Genomic DNA, 13,469 nt, shown 5'->3' on the forward strand with positions numbered 1-13,469 from the left:
TTAGAGACATTCCTCAGACACATAACGAAATTCTATATTTTCATTCCTATGACTGAGTAATTTCGTTATAGCAGACCATTCCTGTTTTCTTCTGGAGGCTCCATAGAGTTTCTGCCATGACCCAAAAAGGGCCTTCGCCAGAGCTGCCCGCTCGCATTATTCCGCTTGCGACGCTTGCTACTCCGTCCCAAGGGCTGCAGCCCGTCGTTCAAAGACGACAAGGCGCCTCTCATGAAACGATTGAGAGCCTTCTCCCCTATTTCAATGAAGACAGAGCTCTCTTCACAATCTCACGTCATACTGGTGGAAACCTGTATATTGACCGTGAACAGCTCATCAGAACCCATCAATCTGAAAAACCTGCTTTAGGTCACGAAATTCTTCTGACTAATGACAGCATTCTTATATCTGTGACACGGAGCGGTCTGCTCAATCACCTTCCTGTCCTATCCGGCCTTCCTGTGGTCCATTTTGAAACCCAGTCAGGCCCAGGTCGCTTTCTTCTCACCTGCTGTGAATTAATTCTCGATGGTGCCTTGGAGGCCAGCCCCTCCCAAACGCAAACGCGTTTGTTCAAACACCTGACAGACCTTCTGATCACAACACTTCTGGACTCTCTCGATCTGGAGCTAAGCGTTGCAGGTCGACGCAAACATCGTCAAAAACATATTCGATCTTATATTGAAAGCCGATTACAAGAGCCTGATTTAACGCCAAAAAGCATTGCCAATGCCTACGGCATTTCATCCAGAGCGCTTTATTTGCTTTTTGATGGAGAACCAGGTGCTGTCTCAGGCTGGATTTTAAGCAAAAGGCTGGAGAGAATTTATAAGGACCTGCAATCGGCTGAATACACATCTATGGCCATTGCCGAAATCGCTGCAAAACATGGCTTTAGAAACGCGGCTCATTTTTCAAGGCGCTTCCGTCAAAAATTCGGTCTTTCGCCTAGAGAGCTTCGTCAGCAAAAATTGACTGGCTAGAGTTTCGTTCGTTACCTCAAGATCCAAAAAAGCGGAAGATTACTCTTCCGCTTTTTCCTATTCTTCCTAAATCGCCGGAAAGAAATTTATTAGGCAGTTGCAGCCCCGGCAAGCAAACCTGCAAGCAACCGAGCAAACCCAGTCGGATCTGGTAGGGGCTCGCCCTCCTGAACACGCGCGAGATCCAACAGCACGCGTGCAAGATTTTGAATGCTTTCCTTCTTTTCAACGCGCTGAGCCAAGGCTTTAATTAACGGGTGACGAGGGTTAATTTCCAGAATTGGGAGCGTTTCCGGAAGAGCCTGTCCTGATCGGCGCATCAGCCGCTGCATGGCCAAGTCCGGGCCTCCCTCAGACGTAATCACGACCGCACTATTTGTCAGGCGAACGGTACTCCGGACATCTTTCACTGCATCGCCCAAAGCCTCTTTCAACGCAGGAACCAAAGTGTCTACGTTAGCTGCCTCGACTGTTTCCTCATTATCTGTCGAGAACTTCTCAAGATCTCCATGAGAATAGACGACTGACCGCAAAGTTTTGTCGTTGTATGAATGAAGCCGCTCTGGCCAAAAAGCATCTACTGGATCAGAGAGAAGAAGAACCTCCAAGCCCCGGGCATGGAAGCCTTCCAGCTGTGCAGATGCCTTCAGAGCCTCAAGGTTGTCACCTGTGAGGAAGTAGATAACGTCCTGTCCGTCCTTCATACGCGAGATATAGTCATCAAGCGTCGTTAGATCGTCACCATGGGTTGTATGGAACCGTGCAAAACCGGCAATTTCCTGACGGTGCTCGCTATCTTCCCACAATCCCTCCTTGAGAACCGCCCCAAAGTTTTCCCAGAATGCATTAAATCCAGCATCTGCGTCCTTGGCTCGTGTTTTAATCTCCGTCAGAACGCGTTTCGTGACCGCCTTGCGGATACGAGCAAGAACTGGTGTCGCCTGTAGCATCTCACGAGACACATTAAGCGGCAGATCTTCTGTATCCACTACACCCTGAACAAAGCGCATCCAGTTGGGAAGCAAATCTGCCTCATCTGTGATGAACATGCGGCGAACATGGAGGTGGATCTTGCTCTCCCGAGACTGCTCCATGAAATCAAATGGTCGAGCGCTGGGAAGAAACAGAAGGGCTGTGAATTCTGTCGTACCTTCTGCATGCCAATGCATTGTTGCATAAGGTTCATCAAAAGCACGCGCAATGTGCCTGTAGAATTCCGTGTACTGTTCAGGGGTAATTTCGGCCTTAGGCTTGCGCCACAAAGCTGTTCCTTCGTTGGCAGCTTTCTCTTCGACTGTTCCATCCTCATTGACCTCACGCAGAGTGATTGGCCAGGAAATATGGTCAGCCCATTTGCGAATAATTGATCGAAGACGCCAGCTGTCCAGGAAGTCTTCCGCATCACTTTTCATATGCAAAACAATGTCTGTGCCAGGCGTAGAGCGAGTGGAAGGCGCGAGGGTAAAAGCACCCTTCCCGTCTGAAGACCAAGTCCAGGCCTCGTCTGCCCCAGCCTTGCGGGACGTCACATCCACCCTGTCGGCAACCATGAACGCCGCGTAGAACCCAACACCAAACTGACCAATCAGACTTGGGCGATCTTCAGCTTTGGCAGCATTCAGTTTTTCACCAAAAGCGCGTGTGCCTGAACGGGCAATTGTACCTAAATTTTGAGCCAGTTCATCATGCGTCATTCCCACGCCATCGTCAGAAATGACCAACTCTTTCTTGTCTTTTTCCGGGGCAATACGAATTGACGCATTTTCGGGAAGAGCAAGAGCAGAGTTCGTCAGCCCTTCAAAGCGGCGCTTGTCTGTTGCGTCGGCTGCGTTCGCAACAAGTTCACGCAGAAAAATCTCTCGATCCGAATAAAGCGCATGCACGACAAGATCGAGCAGACGCCCCACCTCTGCACTGAATTCATGCTGTTCCGGCTGGCCTTGCGTTGCACTCATCGTCATCAATCTCCTCTTAGGAAAGTAACGAAGATATGCGACGTCAGGGTCAATTTTTCAACAGACGTCAGAGATAACTTGCAAGCGTCATACCCTTCATATTTGCGATAATGGAATATGATGCCTGGAGTTGATTGCTGGTATCATTCAATTGGACGGAAACCTGTGCCAGATCTGCATCCTTTGCCGTTCCAAGCTGAGTCGTAAGAGCGGTTTTCATCTGTGCCAGCATCGTACTCTGACTGGTCAAGCTGTTCTGCTGTATTCCAAGTGAAGCACTGATATCGGATAGCCCTTCTGTGACACCGGTATTCGTCGTCCGTAATCCTTGAATCAGCTGTGTGTAATCTGTGTTCCCTGCGTCATCAAAACTTAAAGAGGCAACAACCATCAGGTTTCGCATGAGATCTCGGATCGGAGAACCCGTTGACGTTTCTGACGATGTACTCCCCTCTGTCGCCACGATGCCTGCAGAAACTGTTTGATTAGTCCCAACGGTGATTTTTAATTTCTGCTGTGCAGCAGTAACCGGATCAGTCGAAAGTGCAGCGGAAAATGGCTGATTCTGGCTGGTGTCTTTTGCAAGAGAAAGCGTCTCTGACAGAACATCTGACGCACTACCATTGCCCATGCTTTTCACAGTCTCCTGTATAGAAGATGCGAGGCTGGAACTGCCTAAGCTGGTGCTTACGGGAGCAGTGGAAGACTGCAACCCTGAAAAAATATAGCTCCCGCCCTCCTGCGTATTCAACAAATTACCCAAAGACGATAAATATGATTTAGCCTGTTCGGAGGCAGAACTTATAGCCGTTGGGGAAACATTCCCGACAAGAGTTGAAAGAGTGTCATTCAGATTATCTGCGATTGTCGCAATTTGGCTGACTGTACTCTGCGTGACCGTTAATCTGTTTTGTGCCATGGTTACGTTGGAGTTCCAGGACGAAACCTGAGTGATTGCAGGCTGGAGCGCTAGCGCCTGAGCGCGTGTTTCTCCAAGCTGGGCGTAGTTGCTGGATTTCACGCCCGTAGAAGCTTGTTCCTGAAGATTATCTTTTATCTGGGATAACGAAGCCAAGTTTAGCGTCTGTTGATTCGATAATCCGCCATAACCAAACGATGCCGTAATTCCAGTCATAATCAGCTTCCAACAGCATTTAAAAGAGCGGTGAACATGGACTGTACGGACGAAATAACTTTTGCATTGGCTGAATAGGCGTTCTGTAATGTAACGATATTTGCCATTTCGGTATCGACAGAGACAGTTGATGTTCCTGCCAAGCTTGAAGAGAGATTGGTCTGCGTTGTTTGTGCAAGAGACAGACTGCTACTTGCATTATTAGCTGTCGCAGCCTGGTTGGCTGTCAAAGACGTCGCAAGAGCCACAAGATTTTGACTTCCACTATATCCGGTAGACAATTTCCCCGTCACACCTAAATTATTGGTAGGGGCGGCTACCTGTCCTGTGCCATCTGATTGAGTGGTTCCAAACGCATAAGACAGAATGTTCTGGACAACACTACTACTTGCGGTCTCACCAGATACAAGAAGCGATGGATCGTCCTGATAGGACTGGGAAACCTGAATATTCTGGGCAAAACCAGCGCTTCCCTGAGGCACAATGGACGTCTGGGACGCATCGGGAATATTGCCACTGGATGTTGTAAATAAAGACATGCCCTGCGCATCGAAGCGGCTGGCTACAGTATAGGCTAGAGAGTCAAATTGGGCCTGCATCGTTGGGAGCGTGGTATCTCGCAGCGTTATATAGGCTCCGAGGCTTCCACCGGTCAGATGACCAGTAATATCTTTTCCGTTCAGCGTAATTGCCGGAATCGCATTAGCGTCTGAGTTACCCGGATAGCTCATACTGGTTGAAATTTGCGCTGAGGCTGTCGTCAAAGGCCAGGTGCTGGAAATGGTATCTGCTGAACCCGAAGACGTATTGTGTGTAGGGAGCGTGACACCGTCTTGCGTGGTAATGGACATGTCTCCATTGGAGGAAACCTTCCAACTCACACCCAATTCACTGGAGAGCGATGACAAGGCCGTAAAGCGCTGATTTTCAATGTCCGCAGTATCGAGCCCTTGCCCTTTAAGAGCCATGATCTTGGTAGACAAAGAGCCAATAGTCGTCAGGTTGGTATTGATATCCGAAACTGACGAGACAACACCATCCTGTGCGTTCTGACGTTGCTCCTGCACAGTGTCTGCAAGAGTGTTCAACGACTGGGTAAAGCTATTGGCCGCCGAAAGAACTGTGCTTTGGGTGGTCGAACTCGACGCGGAGCTGGTCAAAGAAATAAGGGCTGACTGAAGATTTCCCAACTGGTCAGAAAGTGTCCCGCTGCTACCAGAATCTGCAGAGGTTGAACCTTGTAGAGCCGTGACGACAGAGAGCGCGTTGCTTGTTGTCGTATATTGGGAAACATCTGAATTCTGGGAATATAAAGCAGTCTGGATATGTGCGTTTGTAGCCAGACTGGTCGTTGCGCGTCTTACGCCGCCACCCGTCCCGTCATTTACGACAGACTGAACGTTTGCGACTTCTTTGATGTAACCTGCAGTAGACGCATTGGCGACGTTCTGGGAAGCCGTAGACATTCCATACTGGACGGCCTGCAAGCCAGAGACGGCGATCGAAAGTGAATCAGTCAGCCCCATGATATAGAGTTCCCCTCACCCGGCCTTACTGAATCATCGCCAAAGTGGTCTGCAAAAGCTGATTTGCAGTGGTCACGATTTTTGTATTCGCTCCATAAGCCTGCTGCGCGACAATAAGTTTGGTAAGATCGCTGGTCAGATCCGTCGTTGAGCTTTCAGTGGAACTGGTGCTGAGCGTCCCTGCCCCATTCGTGTTCACTGCATTGACTGTCGGTGCACCAGATGATGCCGTTGCCGTATATGCCTGTCCGTTTTGGGCAGAGAGCCCATTAGGGTCTGCGAACGTCGAGAGTGGTATTTTTGCAAGAAGCTGAGAAAGCCCATTATCAAATGTCGCCATCACAGACCCGTCGCTTTGCATAGACAGACCCGTGAAGGTACCGCTTGTGACGCTGTCCGTCGTCATTGTGGGATTGGTGCTATAATTACTGCTGTCTGTTGCCAGGCTCACACCGGACGTGCTCCCGATGGTTCCCAGATTGACGGTCATATCCTGCGGCAGCCCCGTATATGAAAAGGTTGCCGCTGAACCCGTAGACTGGGACGCTCCATTTACAGACGCCAGAGAACCATCACTGTTAAACTTCACTGTGGCTGAATTGCTCGAATCTGCTGAATTACTGACAGTCCAAACCAAGGGATCCGTGGAGGATTGGTTCCAGTTCAGGCTCACCTCCTGAGCATTTCCCTTACTGTCATAGGCTGTTGCCGTAGATGTATTGGTACCTTCTGCCCCAGAGGTGCTGCCGATTGCAGCAGACAGAGAAACGGTTGTGCTCTTGGTTGGCTGAAATGCGACGGAATCAGAGATTTTTATAGGTGACAGAGTGCTACTCAAAGCACCCTCTGAACCCACCTGATACCCTTCCAGATAATAACCCGAAGTGTTGACCAGATATCCCTGGTTATTTTGTGAGAAGTCACCATTTCGCGTATAAAACTGCTGGCTGCTGAACGTCGGCGCTGTGCTGGACGTCGTGCTTCCCGTGGGTTGGACAACGTTGAAGAATCCGTTGCCTGAAATTGCGAGCGCCAGCGTATTTGTGGAGGAAACAACCATACCCTGATTGTCAGTATGCTGCCTGGTTGTCGCAGCCACACTGTCGCTCAGTGACTCCCCGTCGCTTGCCAGATCATTGCTCGTCACATAATCGGCAAAGCTTGTTGTTGCAGCTTTATATCCTGTCGTCTGACTATTCGCGATGTTGTTGGAGAGATCGCTGAAAGCATGTGACTGGGAATTGAGGCCACTGACAGCCGTGTTGAGAGAATTGATGATCGACATGGCGGACTCCGGCAGAAACTAGGCTTCGGGCCTCACGCCCGGGTGTTATCTGACCTGACAGTTCCACATCATGCGTTAACGAAACCCTTACACTCTCGGAAAACCTCCTTCTTCCTCCCACGCTCCCTTTCCTTTCTGGCAGACAGAAAACCTTGCCAACAAAGCACTTCAGGCACTGGTTCTTTGTCACGGGACGAGGCAGTATATGCCGACATGCCAGTACCATCAGATGACCCATCCAAGCCCAGAATTCCTGACGATTCTCCCATAAAGCCGGCGAGATTCGTGCATGGCAGCATCATGCGTCATGTCATCACCATGGCGGGAACTGGGGCCATTGGCCTCATGGCAGTTTTTGCTGTCGATCTTCTGAACTACTTCTACATCTCCCACCTGCATGATTCTGCCCTGACGGCCGCTATCGCTTTTGCGACGTCTCTAAGCTTTCTGCAGATTTCAGTCTCCATTGGCATGACCATTGGACTTGGCGCCTGCATTGGTCGTCTGATCGGTGCGCGCCAGCATGCGGAGGCCCGAAGTCTCGCATCTGCTTTCATTGCTGTCATGGTTGGCATCGCGGCTGTTCTCGGAATGCTCACGGCAGTATTTGCCACGCCACTTCTCAGGCTGCTTGGCGCTCAGGGAGCAGCTTTGGAAAACGCGGCGACCTTCCTGCACATAGTATCGCCAGCTCTTCCATTAGTGTGCCTGGGAATGGCTCTGTCAGCTCTGTTGCGCGCAGTTGGTGATGCCAAACGGTCCATGCGCATTACCCTGACAGGTGCGCTTGTTTCAGCTCTGCTGGATCCCTTAATGATCTTTGTGCTGCATCTAGGTTTGGAAGGTGCAGCCATCAGCACCATTCTGGCGCGATGTGCCATTACAGCGAGCGGCTTCCTGAACCTTCGGGGGCACGCCATGCTGGAATGGCCAAAGAAAGAAGCCTTTGAGCCTGCGATGCGAAAAATTGGCGGCATTGCGGTCCCGGCGATTGCAACCAATCTCGCCACACCAACAGGCGCACTGTTCGTAACTCATGCCATGGCACAGTTTGGACTGGATGCTGTTTCAGGACAGGCAACTATCGACCGCATTGTGCCTGTTGCGTTTTCATTGGTTTTTGCTTTGACAGGTTCTGTCGGACCCATCATGGCGCAGAACCTTGGTGCCCAACAATTTGATCGGGTGCGTGAAGCCCTGATGGCCGCACTGAAGCTGACTGCGCTCTGTGTTGGAACCACCTGGTTTGTTCTTGCTGCCGGGCACAATGTCATTCTCCAGCTTTTCAACGTTCAGGGTATTGGGGCGGAAATCGTACGCCTGTTCTGTTGCTGGCTGGTCCTGAGTTATATGTTCGTCGGGCTGCTATTTGTCGCCAATACGGCGTTCAACAACCTTGGGCACCCTTTCTACTCAACCGGCTTCAACTGGGGACGCGCCACACTGGGAACCATCCCGTTTGTGTGGTTTGGCTCAGCTTATGGCCCTATTGGTATTCTCGTTGGGCAGTCTCTGGGTGTCGTTATTTTTGGCACGTTTGCAGTTTTGACAGCTTTCCGCGTCATTGGACGGCTCGGGCCGCACCCCGCTCCCTGACAGACGCAGGCATGAGATCATGCCTGCATCGTTAAAACTCAGGGAGCGGGGTTCGAATGCACCTGGTGAATGGCGTTGATCTTGGCTTCCAGTTCAGGCGTGATGTGTAGACGGGTTGAATCCAGAATTGTCTGAAGCTGATCCGTGCTGGTGGCCCCAATGATATTGGATGTCACGAACGGACGCGACGTTACAAAAGCCACAGCCAACTGAACCGGATCCAGTCCTTCCTCACGGGCCAATGCATGATAGGCCTCAATAGCAACATCCACACCGGGCTTCTCATAACGCTGACCACGATTAAAGAGCGTAGTGCGTGCGCCAGCAGGGCGTGCCCCGTTCAGGTATTTCCCCGTAAGATATCCCTGAGCCAGCGGGGAGTAGGCCAGAAGCCCGACATCTTCCCGCAGGCACATCTCTGCCAGACCGATTTCGAACGTCCGGTTAATGAGATTGTAGGCGTTCTGAATGGATGCCAGCCGCGGAAGACCATTCTGCGAAGCCGCAAGGAATTGTGAGACTCCCCAAGCTGTTTCGTTTGAAACACCGACATGACGGATTTTACCTTGTGCGACCAGATCACCTAATGCGCCAAGAGTTTCAGCAATCGGAACTTCATTGGCTGCCGGCACGTCCCGAAACGTCGTGCCGCCTTCACCAAACAACCCGATTTTACGGTCGGGCCAGTGGAGCTGATAAATATCAAGATAGTCCGTCTGCAGACGTCGCAAAGAGCCTTCAACTGCATAATGAATCTGCTTTGGCGTCAAACGGGCTTCCTCACCGCCGGGCCGAAACCACGGTGAAGAACTGCGTCCAACAACTTTGCTCGCAATAACAAGTTTGTCACGGCCGCCGCGAGCTTTTAGCCAACTTCCAACAATGGTCTCAGTCGCGCCATAGGTCTCAGCACGCGGGGGAATGGAATAAAGTTCAGCAGTATCAATAAAGTTGATCCCCTGATCGAGCGCCATATCGAGCTGTGCATGCCCTTCGGCTTCCGTATTCTGCTGACCGAAAGTCATTGTGCCCAGGCAGATTTCACTGACCTGAAGACCGGTGCGTCCAAGTTTGCGATGTTTCATAGAAGGTCCGATGAGATGATTTTTTGGATGTCAGGTTGCGCATCCAACAGTTAAATGCGCAACCGGTTAAGCTGAGTCTCTCCTGTGCCGGGATCAAACGCAAGGGCAGGGCATGCATGTTTGCGCTGCCCGCGACAAAGCAATTTCATTCTGTCCAATTGAATGTTTCTTATTCAGAACATTCAAACATACCATTCCGGAATAAAATCGAATTTTTATAAAGTCTTCTATTTTGATTTCTTTATTCATAAGGCCGGATCAGCGGATGTGGCAAAAACAGTTCGGTAAAATCTCAGCTCTCTCTCAAGAGCATCTTCGACAACTTCGCGGGCTCTAAAACCGTGACCTTCGTCCGGGTAAACATGGAGATCAGACTGTGCCAGTTTTGTTCTCATGGCTTCAGCCTGTGCGAGAGGCACCACCTTGTCAGCACCGCCATGCAGGAACAGGACAGGAACGGAAATTTTCTCCGCATGTGTAAGAGGAGAACGTTCCAGATACACAGCTTCCTTTTCGGGATAAGGCCCAATCAGACCATCCAGATAGCGTGCTTCGAATTTATGCGTTTCTGCTGCCAAGGCCCTTAGATCGGTAACGCCATAAAGAGAGGCGCCTGCCGCAAAGAGATCAGACTGTGCAAGCGCAGACAGAACCGTCAGGCCTCCTGCACTGCTTCCGCGAATAACGCAGCGTGCTGGATCAACCAGTCCTTGTTCAATCAGGGACTGAACACCAGTAAGGCAATCCTCAACATCTGCAACACCCCATTGTTCGTTTAGGGCCTCCCGATATTTGCGACCAAACCCTGTTGAACCGCGGTAATTGACATCAAGAACAGCGAAACCGCGGGAAGTCCACCATTGCACTTTGAAAGCAAAGCCTGAATCGGCACGCCCTGTTGGACCGCCATGAGCCATAACAACCAAAGGCGGTTTTTCTCCTTCTTTTAGATGCGACGTGCTGCTCGCAGGTTCATAGAAGAGCGCATATGCCTTCGATCCATCCGCGGTTGGAAAGGAAAACAAAGAAGGCTTGGCGATGTCGTCAGACGTAATCGTATCAGGCAGCACAACACTTGGGCGAAAACGCTCGAAATTCCCATCCATGTCACCAATAGCCAAAGCAGGTGGAGCGTTTTCGGGGGCATCAATCCAGACAAACTGTCCGTTCGACAGACGCTCTGGAACGTTGACGGGCGCTCCCATCTGAACAGTTTTCCAATGTCCATCTGCAAAGAGCAGAACGCCAGTGAGGCCTTCCCGAATTCCTAATGCGAGAAGCTGACCGTCAGGCAGTGGCGTGAGTGTTCTTTGTCCGAAGACCCAATGCGGCAGACCAATCTCAGCTCCAGCCTCTGGGAAAAACTGCTTTTTCCATTCCGTTTGATCATGCACGAATTTAACAGGCGTCCAGCAGCCCTGAGCATCTGATGTCGCATAGAGGCTACCATCTGCCCCCCAACGCGGTTCAATAATGCTGCAGGGTGTCTGACCACTCAGATCTGTGGCTCGTCCAAGCTTGAGGCCGGTTCGGTCAATAGGTGCCACATACAGTCGGGTGACTGTCCACGGCATCTCTGGATTCTGCCAGGAGAACCAAGCCAGAGAGGCACCATCCAACGAGGGGCGAGGGGCTGCATAGAAATCAGCCCCGTCTACCAGAACCGTTTCCTGGCCCGAGTGTGATACATGAACAAGCGCCGCTGTTGGCAGACCTTCGTCATGCGTTTCACGAACGCAGAAAACACCGTCTCCGGCTGTATCCCATGTCAGATCAGCATAACGCATTTCCGGTGCACGATCGTCAGATAACGCCTGAAACGTGCCTTCTCTGTTGCTGAACCACAGGCCGCCGACCTTTCGGTCACTGAAAACGACTTCCGGATATCCGTTTTTCAGGCGGACATCCCACGCTCCTCCACCATATTCGTGAACACGGGTTCCGACGGTTCTCTCTGGCGGTATCAGGTCTACGAGTGTTCCATCGTGACGTCGTCCGACGATCACAGTGCGGCCTTGCTCTTCTGGTCGGGTCTCCTGCCAGAATACCCAGTCTTCGATCGTTCTGAGTTCAGAGAAAGAAAGAGTGCGGCCAGCCACGAGTTCAGGGCCAACCCAGGAGGGCCAGTTTCCGGCTACGTGAGGAGGGCAAAGCTCAGTCATTTTTCATCCCGTGTCTGATGTCCTAATATCGTAGCTGGCGGTTTTGCCTTCCGCCATATTCGCACAGGATCACGACACTGTTTCATCTCACGCAATTTCTCGATCACCTGCTCCAGGAATATGGCTACGGCGTTATCGGCGTGACAGTCATGCTGGAAAGCATGGGCCTGCCACTGCCAGCGGAAAGCATCATCATTGCTGCGTCCCTCTATGCAGGAAGTACGCATCATCTCGAGATTCGATGGATTGCCCTTGCCGCTGTGACAGGCGCCATCATGGGCGATAATTTCGGGTATCTGCTCGGCCACCATTTTGGCTACAGCATCCTGAAGAAACACGGCAAGAAAGTCGGATTGACTGATGAGCGCCTGATGCTCGGTCGCTATCTTTTTCGCAAACACGGCGGGATTGTTGTCTTCCTTGGACGCTTCGTCGCTGTTCTGCGCGTGTTCGTGGCCCTTCTGGCTGGAGCAAACCGAATGCCCTGGCATTCGTTTCTTTTTTTCAACGCGCTGGGCGGTCTCTTCTGGGCTGGAGGCTATGCCTTCATCACTTATGAACTCGGTAAGCAGATTGAAAAGATCACTGGGCCGGTTGGAATTGCTCTGGCCGTCGTAGGAGCCTGTTGTCTGGGAGGAGCGTTTCTCTTTCTCAAAAAAAACGAGAAGCGATTGACCGAAGAAGCCATGAAACAGGCTGAAGAAGATGAAAAGCGCTCAGCCGCCGGAGCCCACGAAAAAGGACAACACTGATGACCCGTCTTTCCCAGATCAGCTGGTCTCTTGATAATCTGAATCGTCTGGATGGTCAGACTGCGCTCATTACGGGCTCCACAGGCGGTCTGGGTTTCGAAATTGCCTGTGGACTGGCTGAACGTGGCGCTTCCATCATTTTGAGTGGGCGTAACCTGGAAAAGGGCAGGGCGGCTCTTAATCGCCTGTATGAACGTGTTCCAAGTGTGCAGGGCCGCTTTGAAGTGCTGGATCTTGCCTCACTGGCATCTATTGCAGCTTTCGCCACCGCTTTGCGCGAGCAGGGACGCCCCATTCAGCTTCTTGCCAATAATGCTGGCATCATGGGCCCTGCATCCCGGCTCACCACAAAAGACGGGTTTGAACTTCAGTTTGGTACCAACCACCTTGGTCACTTTGCTCTGACCGGACGGCTGCTCCCTCTGTTAGCCGCGGGCAATGCGACGATCATGACTGTCGCGTCTCTTGCTGCCCTGAAGGGTGAAATTCCGTTTGGTGATCTGAATGCCCGGCACCGCTACAATCCGATGGCACGTTACCGGCAGAGTAAACTTTCAAATCTGCTCTTTGCTCTGGAACTAGACCGCCGGGCCAAGAAAGCTCCCTGGCCCATTCATTCACGGGCTGCTCATCCCGGCTGGGCGGCAAGCGATATTGTCTCCAATAACGGCTCGCTTGATCGGAATGGTACCCCCGTTGGCCGCTGGGGTCGTAAAATTGCCCGAAGCTTTGCCGGCCCCGTGTTTCATATGATGGGGCAGACAGTGGAGGAGGGGGCTTGGCCCCTTCTCTATGCTCTGGCGTCTCCTGAAGCGCAGGACGGGGGTTATTACGGGCCTCAGGGCAAGGGAGAAAGAACCGGTCTCCCGGGTGACGCCGGGCTGCCAGAGGCTGCGTCAGATCATACGCTTGCAAAACGCCTCTGGGCAATTTCTGAAGAAATGACTGGCGTCAAATACGGCCTTCTCTAAGGCCGTCTCTTTACAGGCT

10 protein-coding genes are annotated in these 13,469 nt (G+C 51.6%); 4 read left to right on the forward strand and 6 right to left on the reverse strand.

Features of this window, described 5'->3' with window-relative positions; translation table 11 throughout:
* Positions 1–116 precede the first annotated feature (116 nt).
* Positions 117–983, forward strand: coding sequence for a helix-turn-helix domain-containing protein (locus R5H23_RS10700; RefSeq protein ID WP_317215411.1), 867 nt, complete (start codon positions 117–119; stop codon positions 981–983).
* A gap of 89 nt (positions 984–1,072) precedes the next feature.
* Here the strand turns inward: R5H23_RS10700 and htpG are convergent, their stop codons facing one another.
* From htpG to flgE, 4 genes are all read right to left on the reverse strand, one after another.
* Positions 1,073–2,938, reverse strand: a complete 1,866-nt coding sequence (htpG, locus tag R5H23_RS10705) for a molecular chaperone HtpG (protein ID WP_317215412.1) — start codon at positions 2,936–2,938, stop codon at positions 1,073–1,075.
* 67 nt (positions 2,939–3,005) lie between these two features.
* On the reverse strand, positions 3,006–4,073 hold the full coding sequence (locus R5H23_RS10710; RefSeq protein WP_317215413.1) for a flagellin: 1,068 nt from the start codon (positions 4,071–4,073) through the stop codon (positions 3,006–3,008).
* A 2-nt stretch (positions 4,074–4,075) separates the two neighbouring features.
* Entirely contained in the window at positions 4,076–5,599 is a 1,524-nt protein-coding gene (gene flgK / locus R5H23_RS10715; RefSeq protein WP_317215414.1) for a flagellar hook-associated protein FlgK, read from the reverse strand.
* A 25-nt stretch (positions 5,600–5,624) separates the two neighbouring features.
* Positions 5,625–6,884 (reverse strand): flagellar hook protein FlgE, encoded by a 1,260-nt coding sequence (flgE, locus tag R5H23_RS10720; RefSeq protein WP_202206888.1) that lies wholly within the window; start codon positions 6,882–6,884, stop codon positions 5,625–5,627.
* A 300-nt stretch (positions 6,885–7,184) separates the two neighbouring features.
* Here flgE and R5H23_RS10725 point away from each other — a divergent pair, with 300 nt between their 5' ends.
* Positions 7,185–8,480, forward strand: a complete 1,296-nt coding sequence (locus tag R5H23_RS10725; RefSeq protein WP_317215486.1) for an MATE family efflux transporter — start codon at positions 7,185–7,187, stop codon at positions 8,478–8,480.
* 38 nt (positions 8,481–8,518) lie between these two features.
* On the opposite strand, the gene R5H23_RS10730 is transcribed toward R5H23_RS10725, so the two are convergent.
* Positions 8,519–9,565 carry an aldo/keto reductase gene (locus R5H23_RS10730; protein ID WP_317215415.1) on the reverse strand — a complete coding sequence of 349 codons (1,047 nt, stop codon included), beginning with the start codon at positions 9,563–9,565 and terminating at the stop codon, positions 8,519–8,521.
* A gap of 245 nt (positions 9,566–9,810) precedes the next feature.
* Positions 9,811–11,727: a prolyl oligopeptidase family serine peptidase gene (locus R5H23_RS10735; protein ID WP_317215416.1), complete on the reverse strand. Its 1,917-nt coding sequence runs from the start codon at positions 11,725–11,727 to the stop codon at positions 9,811–9,813.
* Between the two features lie 149 nt (positions 11,728–11,876).
* Here R5H23_RS10735 and R5H23_RS10740 point away from each other — a divergent pair, with 149 nt between their 5' ends.
* Together R5H23_RS10740 and R5H23_RS10745 are read left to right on the forward strand one after the other, a co-directional pair.
* Positions 11,877–12,479, forward strand: coding sequence for a DedA family protein (locus tag R5H23_RS10740; RefSeq protein WP_198150526.1), 603 nt, complete (start codon positions 11,877–11,879; stop codon positions 12,477–12,479).
* Complete coding sequence (locus tag R5H23_RS10745; protein WP_317215417.1) at positions 12,479–13,450, forward strand: SDR family oxidoreductase; 972 nt, start codon at positions 12,479–12,481, stop codon at positions 13,448–13,450. Before R5H23_RS10740 ends, R5H23_RS10745 begins: the two co-directional genes overlap by 1 nt.
* Positions 13,451–13,469 lie beyond the last annotated feature (19 nt).

Origin of the sequence: Gluconobacter sp. GP1 (assembly GCF_032913585.1) — a bacterium.
Classification (GTDB): domain Bacteria; phylum Pseudomonadota; class Alphaproteobacteria; order Acetobacterales; family Acetobacteraceae; genus Gluconobacter; species Gluconobacter cerinus.

Bases quoted from the DNA above. Each gene is read 5' to 3' on its own strand.
- R5H23_RS10700 (WP_317215411.1), top strand. From the start codon at position 117: ATGACCCAAAAAGGGCCTTCGCCAGAGCTGCCCGCTCGCATTATTCCG.
- htpG (WP_317215412.1), bottom strand. From the start codon at position 2,938: ATGAGTGCAACGCAAGGCCAGCCGGAACAGCATGAATTCAGTGCAGAG.
- R5H23_RS10710 (WP_317215413.1), bottom strand. From the start codon at position 4,073: ATGACTGGAATTACGGCATCGTTTGGTTATGGCGGATTATCGAATCAA.
- flgK (WP_317215414.1), bottom strand. From the start codon at position 5,599: ATGGGGCTGACTGATTCACTTTCGATCGCCGTCTCTGGCTTGCAGGCC.
- flgE (WP_202206888.1), bottom strand. From the start codon at position 6,884: ATGTCGATCATCAATTCTCTCAACACGGCTGTCAGTGGCCTCAATTCC.
- R5H23_RS10725 (WP_317215486.1), top strand. From the start codon at position 7,185: ATGCGTCATGTCATCACCATGGCGGGAACTGGGGCCATTGGCCTCATG.
- R5H23_RS10730 (WP_317215415.1), bottom strand. From the start codon at position 9,565: ATGAAACATCGCAAACTTGGACGCACCGGTCTTCAGGTCAGTGAAATC.
- R5H23_RS10735 (WP_317215416.1), bottom strand. From the start codon at position 11,727: ATGACTGAGCTTTGCCCTCCTCACGTAGCCGGAAACTGGCCCTCCTGG.
- R5H23_RS10740 (WP_198150526.1), top strand. From the start codon at position 11,877: ATGCTGGAAAGCATGGGCCTGCCACTGCCAGCGGAAAGCATCATCATT.
- R5H23_RS10745 (WP_317215417.1), top strand. From the start codon at position 12,479: ATGACCCGTCTTTCCCAGATCAGCTGGTCTCTTGATAATCTGAATCGT.